Annotated in this window: 12 protein-coding genes; 6 read left to right on the forward strand and 6 right to left on the reverse strand. The window is 39.3% G+C overall.

Translation table 11 applies throughout. The features are described 5' to 3' along the window. Positions 1 to 102 precede the first annotated feature (102 nt). The 5 genes from R2S57_RS07955 to R2S57_RS07975 all read left to right on the forward strand — a co-directional run bounded on the left by R2S57_RS07955 (position 103) and on the right by R2S57_RS07975 (position 7,171). A complete protein-coding gene (locus R2S57_RS07955) occupies positions 103 to 3,267 on the forward strand; it encodes a glycoside hydrolase family 2 TIM barrel-domain containing protein (protein ID WP_316844514.1) in 3,165 nt (1,054 codons plus the stop codon). 112 nt (positions 3,268 to 3,379) lie between these two features. Beyond that, the gene (locus R2S57_RS07960; protein ID WP_316844515.1) at positions 3,380 to 4,582 is read left to right on the forward strand and encodes a glycoside hydrolase family 27 protein; all 1,203 of its coding nucleotides are present in this window, start codon (positions 3,380 to 3,382) and stop codon (positions 4,580 to 4,582) included. A 220-nt stretch (positions 4,583 to 4,802) separates the two neighbouring features. After that, positions 4,803 to 6,311: a M60 family metallopeptidase gene (locus tag R2S57_RS07965; RefSeq protein ID WP_316844516.1), complete on the forward strand. Its 1,509-nt coding sequence runs from the start codon at positions 4,803 to 4,805 to the stop codon at positions 6,309 to 6,311. Positions 6,312 to 6,348: 37 nt separating this feature from the next. Then, a complete protein-coding gene (locus R2S57_RS07970) occupies positions 6,349 to 6,666 on the forward strand; it encodes a hypothetical protein (RefSeq protein ID WP_316844517.1) in 318 nt (105 codons plus the stop codon). Between the two features lie 112 nt (positions 6,667 to 6,778). Beyond that, complete coding sequence (locus R2S57_RS07975) at positions 6,779 to 7,171, forward strand: hypothetical protein (RefSeq protein WP_316844518.1); 393 nt, start codon at positions 6,779 to 6,781, stop codon at positions 7,169 to 7,171. A gap of 102 nt (positions 7,172 to 7,273) precedes the next feature. Here R2S57_RS07975 and R2S57_RS07980 read toward each other — a convergent pair whose 3' ends face one another. From R2S57_RS07980 to R2S57_RS08005, 6 genes are all read right to left on the reverse strand, one after another. Further along, positions 7,274 to 8,146 carry an NmrA family NAD(P)-binding protein gene (locus tag R2S57_RS07980; RefSeq protein WP_316844519.1) on the reverse strand — a complete coding sequence of 291 codons (873 nt, stop codon included), beginning with the start codon at positions 8,144 to 8,146 and terminating at the stop codon, positions 7,274 to 7,276. Positions 8,147 to 8,729: 583 nt separating this feature from the next. Beyond that, the gene (locus R2S57_RS07985) at positions 8,730 to 9,356 is read right to left on the reverse strand and encodes a M23 family metallopeptidase (protein WP_316844520.1); all 627 of its coding nucleotides are present in this window, start codon (positions 9,354 to 9,356) and stop codon (positions 8,730 to 8,732) included. Positions 9,357 to 9,638: 282 nt separating this feature from the next. Beyond that, entirely contained in the window at positions 9,639 to 11,450 is a 1,812-nt protein-coding gene (locus R2S57_RS07990; protein WP_316844521.1) for an IucA/IucC family siderophore biosynthesis protein, read from the reverse strand. A 189-nt stretch (positions 11,451 to 11,639) separates the two neighbouring features. Continuing rightward, entirely contained in the window at positions 11,640 to 12,980 is a 1,341-nt protein-coding gene (locus tag R2S57_RS07995) for a lysine N(6)-hydroxylase/L-ornithine N(5)-oxygenase family protein (RefSeq protein ID WP_316844522.1), read from the reverse strand. After that, positions 12,981 to 15,440: a GNAT family N-acetyltransferase gene (locus tag R2S57_RS08000; protein ID WP_316844523.1), complete on the reverse strand. Its 2,460-nt coding sequence runs from the start codon at positions 15,438 to 15,440 to the stop codon at positions 12,981 to 12,983. Next, the gene (locus R2S57_RS08005) at positions 15,385 to 16,926 is read right to left on the reverse strand and encodes an aspartate aminotransferase family protein (RefSeq protein WP_316844524.1); all 1,542 of its coding nucleotides are present in this window, start codon (positions 16,924 to 16,926) and stop codon (positions 15,385 to 15,387) included. The genes R2S57_RS08000 and R2S57_RS08005 overlap by 56 nt, the downstream gene beginning before the upstream one ends. A gap of 320 nt (positions 16,927 to 17,246) precedes the next feature. Here R2S57_RS08005 and R2S57_RS08010 point away from each other — a divergent pair, with 320 nt between their 5' ends. Then, positions 17,247 to 19,682 carry a TonB-dependent receptor gene (locus tag R2S57_RS08010; protein ID WP_316844525.1) on the forward strand — a complete coding sequence of 812 codons (2,436 nt, stop codon included), beginning with the start codon at positions 17,247 to 17,249 and terminating at the stop codon, positions 19,680 to 19,682. Positions 19,683 to 19,798 lie beyond the last annotated feature (116 nt).

A 19,798-nucleotide genomic window follows, 5' to 3' on the forward strand; every position in this document is an offset into this window, starting at 1 on the left:
CGGTAACATCTTTAAAACTCAAACGTTTGCGCAAAAACAATTTCGGTATCATAACCTAATCATCAGTAATTTGGATCAACAAGACCAATTTTATCACACAAAATGAAAAAAAAAATAACCGTTTTATTTACACTATTATGTATTGCAGGGCAAATTAGTGCACAAGATCTGCCTTCCGAACTGCAAACACCAGAAGTGGTTTCACTTAACCGTTTGCCCATGCGGGCGTCGGGTTTTGCTTTCGAAAATCAGGATTTGGCCAGTAAAAGAGCCAAAGAAAAATCAACATACTTTTTATCTTTAAATGGTACCTGGAAGTTTAACTGGGTAAAAGATCCGCGTAAAAGGCCTGCCGATTTTTATAAAACAGATTTCGACGATAAAACCTGGGACAACTTTAAAGTGCCCGCCAACTGGGAAACCAATGGTTATGGCACACCAATTTATGTTAACCAACCCTACGAATTTGCAGGCAGACAGTTAACCGGTGCAAAAATGAATCCACCCTTCGATATTCCCGTTGATAACAACCCGGTAGGTTCTTACCGAAAAAAAATCAACATCCCCGCAAATTGGGATGGTAGGCAGGTATTTATCAGTTTAGGTGCAGTTAAATCGGCCTTTTACATCTGGGTGAACGGTAAAAAAGTAGGTTATAGTGAAGATAGTAAACTGGCAGCTGAATTTGATATTACCAAATATGTTAAAACAGGCGAAAATACCATCGCCTTACAGGTATACAGATGGAGTGATGGCAGTTATTTAGAATGCCAGGATATGTGGCGCATTTCGGGGATCGAACGGGAAGTCTATTTGTATTCGACGCCAAAATTAGACATCCGCGATTTTAAAGTGGTGGGTGGATTAGATGCCACTTACACCAACGGTTTGCTGAATGTAGATTTGGCTGTCGAAAATTATAAAATAGATCAGCACACCAACCATAGCCGTCCGGATAGTTTTTATGTAGCGCTCGATCTGGTTGATGCCAAAGGAAATAACGTTTGGAAAAATGCCACTACAATGCAAAAAGTATTGGGTAATTATAAAACCAGCCTTTCTTTTAAAACGCAGATCAGTAATGTGAAAAACTGGTCGGCAGAAATCCCTTATCTATATACTTTATACATTACCTTAAAAGATAAAAACGATAAAATCATCGAAGTGATCCCACAAAGAGTAGGCTTCCGTTCGGTAGAAATTAAAGGCAGCGATTTACTGGTTAACGGCAAACGCATATTTTTAAAAGGGGTAAACAGGCACGAACATAATGCTACACAAGGCCATACTTTAACCCATGCCGACATGGAAAAAGATATGGAAATGATGAAAAAACTGAATGTGAATGCGGTCCGCCATTCGCACTATCCGCCAGATCCCTATTGGATGGAGCTTTGTGATGAATATGGTTTATATGTAATTGATGAGGCCAATATCGAATCGCACGGTCGCTATTATAGTTTAGAAACCTCATTTGCCAATGATAAACAATGGCGTGTGCCACATCTTGAGCGCATTACCAGAATGTACGAGCGTGATAAAAACCATACCTCGGTTATTACCTGGTCGTTAGGTAACGAAGCTGGTAACGGTGTTAACTTTTACGAAGCTTACCAATGGCTTAAAGGAAAAGATTTCCGTCCGGTTCAATACGAAAGGGCAGAGAACGATTTTAATACCGATATGATTGTTCCACAATATCCTTCGCCAAATTATCTGCCACGTTATTCGAAGCAGGAAAAAGAAACCCGGCCGTTTATCATGAGTGAGTACGCACACATTATGGGCAATAGTTTGGGTAACTTTAAAGAGTATTGGGACGCTATCGAAAACAACCCGAAATTGCAGGGTGGTTTTGTTTGGGAATGGATCGATCAATCTATTGATACGGTTAAAAACGGCAAACGCATTATGGCCTATGGTGGCGATTTTCCGCTAAGTGGCCCTGTTGACGAAAACTTTAGTGATAACGATTTCTGCGTGAAAGGTGTAGTTACCGCCTACCGCGGCATGACGCCAATGGCTGTAGAATTGAAAAAAGTACATCAATACATCAAAACTGCCTTTAACGGCACCAACCAGATCAATGTAAACAATAGCTATTTCTTTAAAGATATCAGTAATGTACAACTGAACTGGGAATTGCTGGAAGATGGAAAAGCAATTCAAAGCGGAGTAGTGAGTAACCTTAATATTGGCCCACGCCAAACGCAGATGTTGTCACTTCCGTTTAAAACGAACTATACAGCTGGAAAGGAATATTTTTTAAATGTTCGCTATCGCTTAAAAACACCTGAACCATTTTTAGAAAAGGGTTATGAGGTTGCTTATGAGCAGATTGAACTTGCAGGAACACCTAAAGTTAGCGCATATGCTCCAAACAAAAAATCTTTAAAAGTGGAACAAACTGCAGAAAAAGCAATTGTTAAAGGAAGCGATTTTACCATCACCTTCGATTTAACCAAAGGAACATTAACGAGTTATATTTCAAAAGGACAGGAATTATTGGCTTCAGGTCCACAACCGGGCTTTTACCGTGCACCAACCGATAACGATATTGGCGCAGGTTTAAACACCAGCTTACGCATGTGGCGCAATGTGTATCAGGATAACAGTGCTAGCAATATTAAATCTACAGTAAATTCAACCGCCGATGGTTTTACTTTAACCGTTAAATCATCTTTGCTTAAAGGCGATGCGGAAACCACACAGGAATTTAATGTATCGGCCGATGGAACAATTAAAGTAAATAACCAATTTAAAGCCATAACGGGTAATTATAAAAGTTTAATGCGTATCGGTAACGATCTGCAGCTGAAAAACGATTACAGTAATATTCAATGGTATGGCCGTGGTCCTGGCGAAAACTATGTCGATCGGAAAACAGCATCTTTAATTGGTATTTATAAATCAAACGTTTCTGATCAGTATTTTGCTTATGCGCGTCCGCAGGAAAGTGGCAATAAAACGGACGTGCGCTGGGTAGCTTTTACCAATAAAGCAGGTAAAGGTTTACGTTTCGAATTTGCAGATCAATTGTTGAGTTTTAATGCCTTGCCTTACTCAGTAGAAGATTTAGACCCTGAAGCGGAGAAAAAACAATATCACTCCGGCGAACTGGTAAAACGTAACCAGATTTATGTGCACATGGATAGGCAACAACTGGGCGTACAGGGGATTGATAGCTGGGGCTCTATGCCGTTGATCCAATATCAGATTCCTTTTAAGGATTACCAGTACAGTTATTATATCAAACCGATTAAATAAACTCTATCGTCATTGCGAGGTACGAAGCAATCTTTTTATTTAATCAGATTGCTTTTTACTATGTGATGACTTATATAAAGAAGGTTTAATGAACATGCCTAACCATAATAATATGAAATTTATCAAAATCAGTTTAACCTTATTGTTATTCGCTCAAATAAGCTTTGCACAGGAATCAAAACTAGCAGCAACACCACCAATGGGCTGGATGAGCTGGAATATCATGTCGGAAAATCCGAATGAAAAGGACATCAAAGAAATGGCCGATGCCATGGTAAGCAGTGGAATGGTGAAAGCAGGCTATCAATATATCTTTTTAGATGACTGCTGGCAGGGTGGCCGCGACAATAAAAACAACATTATTGCCGATCCAAAGAAATTTCCTTCAGGCATTAAGGCCCTGGCCGATTACCTGCACAGTAAAGGGATGAAGTTGGGCATTTATTCTGATGCGGCGCCCTTAACCTGCGGCGGTTATACGGCAAGTTTAAATTTTGAAGATCAGGATGCCAAAACTTTTGCTTCATGGGGCATCGATTATTTAAAATATGATTATTGTAATGCACCTGAAGATGTTGAAACGGCCAAAAAACGCTATGGTACAATCGCACAGGCTTTACGAAAATCGGGAAGAGCTATTGTGTTAGGGATCTGCGAATGGGGCCCTCGCGAACCCTGGAACTGGGGCGCAGAGGTTGGTGGACAAAGCTGGCGCACCACTTTTGATATCCGTGATAAATGGAATGATATAGAGGGTAAAGGCGGCGTAGGTATTTACAATGTGGTAGATAAAATGGCCGGATTGGCCAATTTTTCTGGTCCCGGGAAATGGAACGATGGTGATATGTTGGTCGCTGGTTTACACGGCACTAAAGGCCCGTCTTCAGCATTTAAAGGTATAGGATGTACAAAAGCCGAATATCAGAGCCAAATGAGTTTGTACAGTATGCTTAATTCACCTTTATATGCAAGTTGCGATATCCGCAAAATGGATGATGAAGCAAAAACTATTTTTACCAATGAAGAAGTAATTGCCTTAAATCAGGATGCTTTGGGTAAACAGGCCGAAAGAAAAATCAAAACCGACATATGGGATGTTTTTGTGCGCCCACTTGCAAACGGTGATTTCGCAGTAGCTATTTTAAATAAATCTACAGCAAAACATAATGCGAAGGTAAATTTTGCAGAATTGGGTTTAGCCGATAAATACGAAATCAAAGATTTATGGCAGCACAAAGTGATAGGTAAAAGCAATAAATGGGCTGGTGAGGTAACTGCTCACGAAACCAAGGTTTTTCGTTTGAAGAAAGTATAAACTATGCACTATTGGACTGGAAGTCGATAGGTTTAATGACGAATGAAACTCGTTGTTTAAAAAAGCCACAGATTCACAGATTAGATATAATCTGCTAATCTGTGGCAAAAAATAAAAATTTTTAGAAACTGAATGTCTTGCACTGAAAGTATATAGTTTCAATTAAGGATGAAACCAATGAATTAGCTTAAAATAACATACAAACAAACCAAACACACGAATGAAATCATTATTATCCTTTGCATTAGTAGCCACAGGCTTAACCAGCTTCGCTCAAAATATAGTAAAAGATCCGGCAACGGTGCTGATCTCGCCTCAGAACACGCTTTCAAAAAATGATACAGTTTTTAGAAGAGCCATTGCAAAGTGGAGCGATAAAACCTTAAAAAGTACTGATTATAAAAATATTAAAGCACAGCCATCTGCCGATATCTTTCCTGGAGCGGTTAAAATAGGCTTTCAATTTGTAAATAAAACGGTAAGCATCGAACATAAAAAAATGGCCGATAGCTTAGTCTCAATTGTATCAACCTTAGGCTACTCTGGTTACGACAATGCTACCATGTACAGCACAGGATTATATGCCAAAGCAGGTGAATATATCGAAATTGAAGTGCCTAAAAACACAAATATTAGTGATCTGGAAGTTCAGATTGGTGCACATAGCGATCGGTTAAACTATTGGGTAGCTGGTACGGAAGATTGGCGCAGGATGCCGATAATTACTAAAGAACAAAAACTGGTCGTCGGAAAAAATAGGTTGACCTCGCCTTTTGGTGGATTAATTTATATCAACATCAAACCTCAGGCAGCAAGCAGAAAAATTGATTTCAAAATTAGCCATGCAATAGCAGCACCGCTTTTTGTATTGGGCAAAAACACACAGCATGATTGGGAAAACCAATTGAAAGACAATAAAGCGCCATGGGGCGAAATGGCCACCGAAAATGTGATTTTAACTTTGCCAGATAGTGTGCTGCAAACGATCAAAAATCCTGAAGAAGTACTAAAATTATGGGATCTGGTTGTACTTGGAGAATTGGATCTTGCCAATATGCCAGCACCTTTTTACAGGGCACAACGGATGGTGCCTGATGAGCATATTGGAGGTGGATATATGCATAGTGGTTATCCAATTATGATCCACCACTCGCCAACTAGAAAGATGCTCTCAAATGAAATTATGGCCAACCCCGAATTGTTGATGAAGCCAAGTAAAGGTGGTGCCAATTGGGGCTTTTTTCATGAAATTGGGCATAATATGCAGAATTTAAACTGGGTTTTTGGCGGCACAACCGAGGTAAGCAACAATTTTTTCTCACTTTATATGTTCGATCGTTTAATGGGCGGTAGAGACGATTCGCACGCTGCTGTTTCGAGTGTTAATACCCAAAAAATGATGAAAAAGTACTTTGCAGAAGGAGCAAGTTATGAAAAATGGAAAAACGATCCATTTCTGGGACTGATCATGTTCCGACAGATGCAGGAAGGTTTTGGCTGGGAAAGTTTTAAAAGCTTCTTCAAGGTATATCAAAAAATCGGACCAAGCATCGGGGATCTAAATGATCAGCAAAAACGTGATTTATGGGTGAAAACCTACTCTAACGTGGTGAAACAAAACCTGGCGCCATTTTTTAATACCTGGGGAGTGGGAATAAGCGAACAGCAACAGAAAGAATTAGCAGGTCTTCCGGAGTGGAAACCATTTAACTTTCCCCCTGTAAATTAAGATCAATACCTTTTAAATTAACTCAAATCAAATTACAATGGCAATAAACAGAAAAATTGCTTTAAAATCTAATGCGCAAAGTGGTAATCAACTCCATATTTATGAAGTTAACCCGATTATTTTTTACTCTGGTGAAGCAGATGAGCTGAATATAGAGCTTTTAGAATTCAATTATGGCGAACTCATTATTAAATCGCTGTCGACTGCCATTTTAAAAGTGAAGACGTTGATGATAGAAAACGAAGAATTTACTGTAAAGTGGAAACAAAGTGCCAAAGGTTTACGCATTACGCTCCCTGATGGTTTGATCAACGACGGAACGAGAGAAAAATGTACGCTAAAGATTAAGTTTTAAATTTCAGTAGACCTATGAGTTTTGATAAGCAAGTTGCCAATAAACCTCAAAGGTCTTGGGAGATGTAGCGTTTTTATTTTAATCCGCGTTTTAGGTTAAAACCGGACAAACGATGAAACGGACGTTATTTATTTTAATTTCAATCCTGCTGATCACAACTTTAACATGGTCTTGTACCGATCACGATGAGCCCATGCAAACTGCTGATCAGGTTGGATTGGATAACCTTTACCAAAATATTGAAAAAACGGCAAACCAGTTCTCCTGCGAAAATGCCGGCGAATGGAAATTTACAGCCATCGGGGCTAAGGCCTGTGGTGGCGCCTCTGGTTATATTGCTTATTCTGTGAAAATCGACGAAAGCAGTTTTCTGAAAAAAGTAGAACAATTTACCAAACTCCAAGCCGATTACAATAAAAAATATGGTGCATATTCCGATTGTTCGTTGGTAATACAGCCAAAAGGTGTAACCTGCGATAAGGGAAAGCCTAAGTTTACTTATTGATTAGCTGTTGTGTCAGATATTACTATCCGGAACTGATTATTATTCTATATATTTTCTATTGCTCGGTGTCCCACCAGCCAAAACCAGAATATCAAAAACCTTCTATTTTTTATTGTCTCGTAGCGCATTTTCGATGTATTCGGAAATGCGCGTTTTTAATTTTACCACAGTTGTCCCATTGTTTTCGGGATCAGTATTCCCATTTATTGTCGATTCTGTCATTTCAATAAAATTTTTTCTTGCATCCGTCGAAAAACCTATTTTTTGTAAGTTAGCATCCCATTCTTCACGCGGAATTTGCTTTGCTTTAACCGTTTTATCCATTGCTTCTGCAAATGCGTTGGCAACATCATCAGAACTTAATTTTTCAGGGCCAACAATCTCATAAATTTTAGATTCATTGTCTTTTACCAAAACCTCAGCTACAAATGAAGCTACATCCATCGGAGAGATCATCGGCAGCGTTAAATCAATTGGATAAAAGGTTGGGAGTATACCGCTTTTTTTAACCTCGGGTAATTGAGCCAACCAGTTGCTATAATAATATGCTGGCCGAATAAAAACCTGAGGAATGTCCATGTCTTGAAAGGAATGTTCAAGCATGTACGACATTAATAAATTGCCTGTTCCTTTACTGTATTGTGCACCAATTGATGATAGTCCGACAAGTTTTTTAATTCCCGAAGTTTTGATGGCTTGATTATAATTTTCGAGGATAGTTTTGGTTTCGCCCAATACATCTTCATTTTTGAAGGTTTCGGGCGTTAAGGCAAAAAGGGTATCTCCTTCTTTAAAAGCCTCAATTAACGAATTTAAATCCATCGCGTCGGCAATGGCTACTTCAGCTCCTTTTGCCTTAATTTCTGAAGCTTTTTCAGGATTATGGATAACGGCTTTAACGGCTAGTTTTTTAGCCAAAAGATGATCTACAATTGCTGATCCAACCTGACCAGATGCGCCTAAGATTACGTACATAACAAAATAATTTAGTTACGAGCGTTTGCTTATTTAACAAGGAACAAATAAAATTGGTTTCATTTTTTTTGAATTTGATGTATTCATCTATCAAGAGAAGTCAAGTTTACTGGTAGGGTGGCTATTCAAACTTGACTTCTCTGATCATAATCTATTGGTTTTATCAACGTTGCCTTATTTTATATATCAGAAGAGAAGTCAGGTTTACTGGCAGGGTGGCTATTCAAACTTGACTTCTCTGATCATAATCTATTAGTTTTTTCAACATTGCCTTATTTTATATATCAGAAGAGAAGTCAAGTTTACTGGGCAGGGTGGCTATTCAAACTTGACTTCTCTGATCATAATCTATTGGTTTTATCAACGTTGCCTTACTTTATATATCAGAAGAGAAGGCAAGTTTACTGGCAGGGTGGCTATTCAAACTTGACTTCTCTGATCATAATCTATTGGTTTTATCAACGTTGCCTTATTTTATATATAAGAAGAGAAGTCAAATTTACTGGCAGGGTGGCTATTCAAACTTGACTTCTCTGAGCATAACCTATCCTATCGTTTGGTGGCTCACCAACCGAAATATATACTATTTCACATGTTCCTTAATAAATACCTGAGGATTATAAAACCGTTCATTGAGCTGCGTATTGTTAAAAGTTAACCAACTGGCACAGCCATAGTCATCAAACTTTTTCCTGATTTCCAAGTGAAGATGATGATAATCACCCCCATATTTTTTACTTTCCTGCGGTGTAAATAACCTGGCCAGTTTGGTGTTTTGGTCAACATTTTGGCCATTGCTTACATAAACCTCTTTTAAATGTTTGTATGTGGTAAACATGGTTAAGCCATTTGGCAGCTTATGTTTCACCACCACGGTACGCTGATTTTCGCCCAGGTGTACAGAACAAACAATTCCATTTGCCATGGCATAAACATTAACCAGTTTGGTTTTGGCTTGGGCAGGATTGATGTCAATAGCCGTGTGGATATGGCCTTTAACATAACTATCGCGGTGATCGCCAAAAATGCTGATAATTTTGATGTTGTTTATTTTTTTACGATTGGCTACATCGAAAGGTAAAAACCAGTTATCGGCTGTTTTTGCCGGAGTGGTATCGGTGTAATACGGTTTCCAACGATCGCGGTCTTTCTCAATGGTTGGCGTTTCGAATAAAAGGGTTGATAAAAAAATCAATAACAGTGCTTTCATCTTATAATAATTTGTAAGCAAGATAATGATTTTATCGATACAAACTATTTTTGTAGTTTATGCTTTTTCTACAACTAGTCGTCATTGCGAGGAGGTACGACAAAGCAATCTTACTACGATCGCTGTAAGTACACATACCAGGAGAGATTGCTTCGTTGGCTGAAAAAGCCTTCTCGCAATGACGATTTATTTTCGTGGTGTCAGATGTTACCATCTGACACTGACACGAATATTGATGTAATTATTTGGATTTACTAAAGTATGATAACATCTGACTTCACATTAAACCATTACATCTTCCTTCAAAGCCTCTGCCGCTGGGTTAACCAAGGTGCCAATCAATTCCGGAACCGGAACATCAGTGCTTTCGCTATAACCGTGGGTTAACAATCTTACCCGATTAATGCAAACCCTGATAAATTCGGGTACAAACAGATCAAATTTCTCGAATTTTGGCGCAAGCTCCGGGTTTTCCTGCTGAAATGCCAAAATTACATCTGCTACCTGGCGCCAGAACTGTTTTTCATCCATACCAACATAACTGTGGAAAATGTTGCTCAGGTATCTGAATACGGCATCAAATATTCCTGAAAGGATAAATAATGGTGCCAGCTCATCGTTAATCTCTCTTAAAACATCTACCAGATCATTCGGTAATTTAGCTTTCGATTCTTCTGTGAGTACAATTTCTTCAACAAAATCTTTAATGATAATCCGTTCGGGAACCCCATTTTTCATCACCAAAATCGTGTTTTCTCCATGCGGACTAAAGAAAAAGGCATGTTTGTAAAAAATCCTCAATACAGGTTTTAAATAAGCAGATAAATAAGCATTTAGCCAGCTTTCAGCATCCAGTCCGGATTTTTCGATGAGCGCTTGCACCATACTTTTACCTTTGTCATCTACATAAAGTAAACTGGCCATGGTCATGATATTTTCACCTTCCAGCAAGTAATTTTCGGCACTTTCCCGCCAAATGGCGCCTAAAAATTCTTGGTATTGATACGGCGATTCTGGTATTTCACTGTACTGAGGGTGGGTGTAAGCAACTGTGGCTACTTCACCTAAAAGCACTACGCGGGTTTGTTTTAAATATTCATCCCTCTGCAACATGTTTTTTGCCCATTGTGTAACCTTTGGCGCGATAGCCAGTTTTTTAGGCGACAATCCCCTGAAAATGGATGTGTTTAAAATCGAAATAGCCGTTTTAACATAATGTTTTTTAGGCTCACTCACATTAAAGAAAGTACGGATACTATTTTGGCACATGTATTCGTCGTTGCCAATCCCAACAGGAATAATCAGCTGGTGGGCAATATCGTGTGCCAGTTGTAAAACGATCTTATTGTTCCATTGCCATTCGTGAACAGGAATAAAGAAATAATCTTCAGGCTTTAATTGTTGTTGGATTAACACCTGGTTAAAATCATGGACCTGTTTTAAACTGAGTTCTTCATTATAAAAAGAAAATGGAGAAATGCTTTCGATACTATTAAACGCTGCCCTCGATTTGTGCACGGCTAACCATGCCAATTGTGTTTTTTGGGCCGCTTCTGGCGCATATTTACCCTGATCACTATGGTTGAAGCCTATGCGTCCTTTATTAATGGTTGCCCAGGGGTGCCCATCCATTTGGTGTTCGATGGTCTGGTAATCTGAATTGGCCAATTCGTCAGCCGTTAATCTTCCTTTTTCGTGGATGTAGGCATCCGCATATAGCGTATTTAACGTTTCTTCTACAAAATGAGCGAGGGTAAAGGGTTTAATCCCAAAAGTTTGTTGTAGTTCGGTATAAAATGCAGGCGCATTGTTTACTGGTGCACTTTCGCCGTTTACGAATTTTTTAATGCTTAGTTTATTGATATGAAGATAATCTAAAGCACGCTGCTGACCTGAAAAGGTATAATAAATGGCTTCTGTATCGGTAGCCAGGCGAAAATGAGAATTGCCAAGTTCATCTGTATTGATTAATGTTGGCTCCGCTAATTTTTCGTGCATTAGCTCCACAATTGATTTTGCGATATAGTTTAGGTTTACCTTATCCCAAACTTCTTTTTTTAAAGGTTTTATGTGATTGAAATTGTTGTAATTCATGGTGTTTTTTAAAGTTTTTGTTGGTGTTTTTTGTTAGTCCGGATTTGAAATCCAGTTATCACTGGTCGGATTACAAATCCCAACCAACACGTTTTCGTTAGTCCGGATTTGCAATCCGGACTTGTTTACTGCAGATTGCAAATCAGCTTTCGATACTCTGGATTACAAATCCAGACCCGTGCTATCAGTTTAATCTTCAGATAATTGCAGTTCAGCGTTAGACAATTGATTTTCCTGTATTTCATCTACGACGCTAAACTGCTGGAAGGCAATCCGCTTTTCTACATGATAAATTTCAAAACCTAAAATGGCATTGATAATGGATGCATTGCGATAAGCCCCCATACCCAGGTCAGGTGTTACAAAACCATGGGTATGCAGTTCGGCGTTTTGAACAAAAATTTCGTTACCGTTTACATCAATGGCATAATTGCGGTGTACCTGAAAAAGTCCGTCGGTATTGCGTGCTATCCTATCATTAATGCCCGATAGAAAACCAGGTTCATTGTACTTGTAACCTGTTGCCAATACCACAGCATCTGTATCAACGGCAAAATCCTTTTCGCTTTCGGTATGGTGAAAATCGAGTTGATATTTTCCATCAGCATTTACAGTTAAATTGTTCAGCTGGCAATTGGGCATCAGTTCAGCATTAATTTTTTCACCATCAACGCTCAATTCATACAGTTTGTCGAAAATCTGGTTAATCAGTTCGAAATTTATGCCTTTAAACAACGAATTTTGTTTGCTTAAAAGTTGTTTACGTTTGGCATCGCTCAAATTGTAAAAGTGGTCTACATACTCGGGTGAGGTCAGTTCCAATGTTAATTTTGAATATTCCATCGGGAAAAAGCGATCTGGCCGTGTAAACCATTTTAAATTCAAGCCATTTTCCGTTTCGGGCAAAAGATCATAGAAAATTTCGGCAGCGCTTTGTCCCGAACCGATTACCGTTACCGTTTTCTGCTTCAGTAAAGTAGATTTAAACTTTAAATATTCAGAAGAGTGTATGGCATTTTTATGAACGGCAGGAGTGATAAAGCTGGGTACTTTAGGGGCGGTTCCTGTTCCGAGAACAATTTTTTTAGCTAAAATAGTTTCGCTAATTCCACTGGTCTGATCAACTTTTTCGATCTGATAAATACCATCAACATAGTTGACGGTGGTTACTTTTTGTCCAAAGTTACAGTTTTGCAGATGCGTGATGGCCCATTTACAATAGGCATTATACTCTTTGCGTAACACAAAAAAGTCTTCCCTGATGTAAAATTTGTAAAGGCGGTCGGTCTGCTTTAAATAATTTAAAAAGCTGTACGGACTGGTTGGATCGGCCATGGTAACCAGATCGGCCATAAAGGGGACTTGTAATGTGGCATCACTCAGCATCATGCCAGGATGCCAGTTAAATTCGCTCGCCTGATCTAAAAACAAGGTTGATAAGCTATTTATCGGTGCACATAAGGCCGCTAGTCCCAAATTAAACGGGCCTATTCCAATCCCTACAATGTCGTATATTTTTTGATTCTGCATTTAAATTTCCTCCGTTTCAAACTGTCCTAACTTGATCATTGCCTGTGCTTTGGCTTCGGGAAATTTATCCCAGTACCAATCGCGGTAACAAAAGGTAAGGTTGGCCATTTTATAAGGCATCTGAATCACTTTCTCCAGTTTGAAGCCCAATCGCGTTACAAAAATGTGCATCGCACGGCTCTCCACAGCTGCTTCGCCAATGCATTTACCCACTTCTGGCTGTTCAAAAATGAAATCCATTAAGGCCTGACCGGTTTCAAAACTGAATTTTTTGTCTTTATCCGTAGGTGCAATGAGTAAATGGGCGCCATAATCGGTTGTTAAAGCCTCATAACAAGCACCTACACCATCGCGCATTGGCCAGTAAGGTTCGATAGTAAAAGTAGGTTCGCCATTTATTTCACCTATAAAACTGTGTGAAGAATCATTAGGCAACAGGGTTCTATAAAACAGTTCGAGGCCCTTAATCGGCCCGTCCATCTTCCAGATCGGTTTTGCATGTTCCTGGTTAAACCAATCGTGAACCATCTCCAGATCGCGGTCGATATTAAAGGGACGGATGTTGATCGTTACATTTTCTTTAGGAAAAAACCTGCTGTACAATACTTCCTTAGTTTGTGGTTTAATCAGATTTTCGGAGAAGAAATATTTAGATAGGGGATTTGGAAATTCACGGTAAATGGCCGGATTATCAATAGGCGCGCTGGCCTCGTCGATATTACAAAGGTTGGTCAATAAATTGCCTTTAACTTCCCAGCTACGGCGATTGATGATATAATCTACCAACCCAGTAGTATCGCTGTTCTCGAATTGTTTAAATTCCAGGTAAACCAGATCGATCAATGTTTTCTCATCAGCCAAAGCATTACTTGCTAAAGCATTTACAACACCCAATATATTATTGATGAGCAGGTAATAAGTGAGTTTAGGAATAATATATGCGTTCGGTACAATCGATCCGCTCTCTGCGGCAATACCTGGATACACTGCTTTAAGGTCTTCTGTTTTGGCATCACTAAAGAAATAGCCCTGGTTGTCCCTGAAATAAAATTTAGCGGGGTAAAAATCTTTGTCCAGCTCCAGCATCACATTCTGCTGATGGAATTCAAAAGCCATCCCAAAATTATTATAAAGACCAACAATTGGCGCCACGCAAAGGTGCAGGTATTGTTTAAACCAGTTTACAGCAGTGTGGGCAACCGTTTTATTTTTACTGATCGATGCTTCCTCTATTATATGAACAATTCTGGGTTTTTGGCCTAATAATCCATCCTGACAAAGTGCAGCCAGTAAGGTTACATTCTTCTCGGTTCCCTCGCCTTTAAAAGGGTTATGCCTGATACTGATATTAAAGCCATCAATTATTTTGCCTTTATAGTTTACGGTGATAAATGCAGGGTCTGTAATAAATTCAATTTCGGGGAATTCGGCTTTAGCGGCTTTACCGTATTCAGTTTTTAAGAGTTTGCTTACATCATAACCCCGGTGAAGCTCCCTTACCAGATTAACCCTTTCCGAATTGGTTATTTTTACGTGTAATGAAAATTTAAGCATCCAATCGCTCGAAGCATTATATACAGTTCTTACTGAAGAGGTTGGCGTGTAAAATTCGCCAAAATGTCCCAGATACACCAATAGGCCTTCTTCTTGCATCGCATTTACGGTAGGTAGTGTAAGCAGGTAATCGGCCTCCCAAGGATGCATGGGCACTACTTTATGGTTAGGGTGCTGATCGAGTAAATTAATGATTTCAGCATGGTTACTGTCTAACAGTTCAATTCTGAAAAGATCGGTGATATCAAAGCCTTCAGCATTTTTCTCTACAATATTTTCTGCCGAAATCAGGAAATAAGCCAGTTGAAAACGTCCCTGGGTTTCTGGAGAAAATTTAAATAGCGCTTCCTTACTGTTAAAACCCGACCGGCCTTTAGGTAGGGGATGGGCGTTATGGCCTAGAAACAGTGATTGTTCTGCTTCGATAAAACCCATTTTAGCGAAATTTACGGGTTTACCATTCTGTTTGAAAAATGATAAGAACAGTTCCAGATTTTCTACGCTGTTGGACAAGCGTTTTTTGACGAGTTCGGCATCCGCGTTAGGAAATTCTTCCGCACTGAACTGTATAGCCAGTTCCATAAAACGATAAATACTAATCGGTGTAATGGCATCAGTAACCATATCGCGTTCAATTACCGGGAAATTGAATACATGCCGGCCACTGTCGGCATAAAATTTTAAAGGTGCATATACCTCAAAACCAATGGCTGTAAAATCGAACCTGATGTGTAAACGATCGGTTGTGGTAAACAGATAATTGGCTAAAGATTCATCATATTTAGGGATGCCTATGTAACGGCTCCAGTTGGTAAATTCTCTGCAATAACTATTCAGGAGTGCATTAAAGTTAGTTTCTTCTGAAATCTGCAGAAGCTTGGTTGAGTCTAACATATTCGTTTCCATGTTTTTTAATGATTTTAATAATGTTTTCAATATCGCTGATGGTAGTTAGCGGGTTAAGTAGGGTAAACTTGAGGTAGAATTGTTGATTGATCTTGGTGCCGGCAACTAAAGCCTTTCCTTCGTTAAACATGGCTTTTTTGATGTACTGGTTCATGGCACAAACATCTAAACGCACATTTTTTGGGCGGTAACGGAAAACCAGTGCGCTGATATCCGATTCGTTCATCAATTCAAAATCACTGTCGAAATGCAACCGATCGGCAATTTTGGCTGCGGTTTCAATAATGGTATCAAAATAACCACCTAGTTTGTTTCGGCCCATCATCCGGAGTGTAAACCAGAGTTTTAAAGCATCAAAGCGTCGGGTAGTTTGGATCGATTTGTTCACCTGATTGGGCAAACCATCCTCATCGTGATCCTTCGGATTTAAGTAATCGGCATGGTGTGTAATCAGATTGAAAAAGTTTTTATCGCGGACCAGGAAACCACTGCTGCTTACCGGTTGGAAGAAAGATTTATGGTAATCTACCGTAACCGAATGTGCCAGTTCGATACCGTTGAGCAAACTTCTATATTTGTCGGTTAGCAATAATCCGCATCCGTATGCCGCATCAATATGGAACCAGGTATTGTATTTTTTACTGATGAAAGCGAGTTCTTTTAATGGATCAACATTTCCGAAATCCGTTGTGCCAGCGGTGCCAACTATGGCAATAGGAATATTGCCCTGCGCAATTTCGCGTTTAATGGCATCTTCCAATAAAACGGTATTCATCCTATAACTGCGGTCGGTTTTGATTTTGATCACCGATTTTTCGCCCAAACCTAAAAGCGAAGCGTTTTTTTGGATGCTAAAATGCGCTTTTTCAGACACGAAGATTCTAAAACGGGAGGCCTCAGCAGGAAGACCATTTACTTTGATGTTGTGGTTTAGTGCTGTAATCGCATAATGATCGCGCGCCAATAAAAGCCCCATCAAATTACTCTGCGTACCACCACTGGTAAAAATGCCATCGGCTATTTTGCTGTAACCAATCTGATCGCAAGTCCATTCGATAAGCTTTTGTTCGATTAATGTACCTCCTGCACTTTGATCCCAGGTATCGATTGAAGAATTGATGGCCGATATCATTACTTCGGCAGCTACAGCCGGAATTACAATCGGACAGTTTAAATGTGCAATGTAGGCAGGGTGGTGGAAAGCGACCGCATGATTGGTGTAAAGCTGCTCCACTTCTTTTAGCAAAGCATCGTAATTGTCGTGCGTTTTTTCAAATTCAATGGCATCGAATAATGGCCTCAATTTGGCGGGCGATATACCGCTGAAAGGTTGTTGATTGTTGTGCAGAAATTTCTTTACTGCCTGGGTAACTTTCCCCACGGCATGTAGGTACTCTTCTTCGTTTTCGTGGTGAAAGATTTCCTTCGTCGGACTTTCCGTGAGAAAATCGATTAATTCATGTTTTTCGAGGTCTGATGTGAACATTAGTTTTTCAATTTTTCAAAAAGTTAATGGTAAAAGGCAATAAAATACCAGGCATTTCATGCCGATATTTTTCATTCATAAATTGGTTAGTTGAGAGATTTAAATGAGCGGGTTATTCATGATAATTCCGACCGCTAAGGTATATTTTTATTTAGATTGATTAAAAATAATATTTATAGTATTTTTAACATATTGTTTATAAGTGTTTTATGTATGGTTTATTGAGTATGTTGACAAGTGCTTAGATAAATTTTTAATTAATTTTATTTGGATTTGATCTAAATAAATGATTGCTTTGCGCAAAAAAATAATAATCATTGATGAAAAATCTATACTTAATTGCAATCTTGATCTGTGGTTTTATCTTTACAGGTAAAGCACAAACTGTTACCGGAAAGGTAATCGGAGAAACAGCCCCGCTCGCAGGGGCAAATATTAAAGTTGAAGGTAAAGATGCCGCTGCTACAACAAGTGCCGACGGTAGCTTCGAACTGAAATTAACCGAAGGATCTTACAAATTACACGTGAGTTACGTGGGTTATACCACCATATTACAAAAAGTAAGTTTAGCTAAAAACCAGACCGTTAATTTAACCCTTAACTTAAGTCCTACATCAAATATGCAGGAAGTAGTAGTGGTATCTTCACGCAAGCCGACGAAAATCAGCGAAATACCGGGTACGGTTTGGGTAGTAGATGGCGCTAAAATCCAGGAACAGGCCAGGGCCGGAATACCGCTTAAACAAACCCTGGCACAATTAATTCCGAGTTTAGATGCAGGTCCTGAAGGACGTACCAACTACGGGCAAAACCAACGCGGCAGGGATGCATTGGTAATGATTGATGGTGTATCGCTAAACAGTACACGTGGCGTAAGCCGCCAGTTCGAATCAATTGATCCTTTCAATATTGAGCGTATTGAGGTTTTATCTGGTGCAAGTGCTGTTTATGGCGGCGGTGCAACAGGTGGTATCATCAACATCATTACTAAAAAAGGACAGGACAGTCAGCCGAGTTTCACCACAGAGGTTGGTGTGCGCAGTGGTTTGAAAGAAAAAAGCGACCATGATGTACGCGTAGCGCAAGCCATTTCGGGCGGTAGCAAAGATTGGAACGGACGTATCGGTATGGCTTTCCAAAAAAACAATGCGGCTTATGGTGCAGATGGGAAACAGATTTTTACCGACATTACCCAAACTGATTTACAGTACAACCAGTCGTTCGATTTCTTCGGAAGTACTGAATTTAAACTGACTGAATATCAAAAATTATCTGTAAACGCCCAATATTACAATTCGGGTTATCGTGGTGATAAAGACTTATTTTTAGGTGCAAATTATGCGGGATTATTATCTAATCCGGCACTTTTGGAAATGAGAAACGGTTATTCATCAGATGTTGATCCAAAAACAAGCAGAGCCAATATTAATGCCAATTATCAGGCCAGCGATATTTTAGGTGGACAAACATTATATGTTCAGGCAGCGGCCAGAAATGAACAGTTTAGCTTTCACCCATTTCCGGGGCAAGCGGCAATACCGCAAAGACTTTACAGTGGTTCATCCATCCAAAATACGAATTACAGTGCTTTAAAACTGGTATTGAACAAAGATTGGAACAGGTTGAACCTGACTTATGGTATTGATGCAGACAATGAGAACTTTAATGCGCAACAAGCTTTGTTTGATAGAACAAAAGCCTTTACATCGGGTGGTTTAAACAACACTACGATAGCTACCATTGCCCGTTATCCGAACTTTAGGGTAAATGGTTTATCTGGCTTTTTGCAGGCTCAGGTAAAAGTAACTGATTTTTTAAGCTTATCAGGAGGTGTACGTCAGCAGCGCATGTTTGTTAAGGTTGGCGATTTTGTGGGTAATACCGCTGCCGTGCCTTTGGCTTATGGAATAGGTAAAACTGCTACTGCTATTGCAGGTGGAGAAAACCATTATGATGTAAACTTATTGAACGGTGGTTTGGTGTTTAAAATCAGTGCACCACAACAGGCTTGGTTCAACTTCTCTCAGGGATTTAACCTGGCCGATCCGGCAAAATATTACGGACAAGGTACTTATACCTTGGTAGGGAACAACTATAATTTAGGTAATTCGATTAATGTAGAAAGTTCTCCACTAACCGGTATTAAAACTGAACAGTATGAAGCAGGTTACCGTTACCGCACAGGTATATTTAATGCTCAAATAGCTGCTTTTTATGCTTTATCTGATAAAAACGTAAGAACCAACAGCACTTTCAATATCGAAGTTTATGATGAAAATGTAAGGAACTTAGGTGCTGAAGGTTCGTTATCTTTAAACTTAAAAAATGGTTTCGAAGCAGGAGCAAGCGGATTATACATCAAAACACAGAAACAAAATACTGATGGCACATGGTCTTTACAGGATGTAACAGTTGCCAGTCCATCAAAATTGGCAGGTTATCTGGGTTATAATGGAAAAATATTTGGATTAAAAGCTCAAATTTTCCACTCGTTTGATGCTAAGGGTATTTCTGTTGTTCAAACTAAACCAGTAGAATATGAAATTAAGGGCTTTACAACTGTTGATTTATTAGGATCAGTAAAATTATTTACCGGAAGTTTATCGTTTGGTGTACAAAACCTGTTGAACAAAAACTATCAAACCGTTTGGAGCCAACGTTCGGTATTGCTGTATCAAGCTTTGGCCAAGCCAGAAACCTTTTATTATGCAGGCCGCGGCCGCACATATAATTTAACGTATACGCTTAATTACTAAAATTATTGATCGTCATCTCGACTGGAGCGTAGCGGAATGGAGAGATCTATCTTGATAGATTTCTCGGCTTCGTTGCACTTCGCTCGAAATGACGATTTTTTTAAGGAAATCGTTAG

The sequence above is a fragment of the Pedobacter psychrodurus genome (assembly GCF_032678585.1).
Taxonomy (GTDB): domain Bacteria; phylum Bacteroidota; class Bacteroidia; order Sphingobacteriales; family Sphingobacteriaceae; genus Pedobacter; species Pedobacter psychrodurus_A.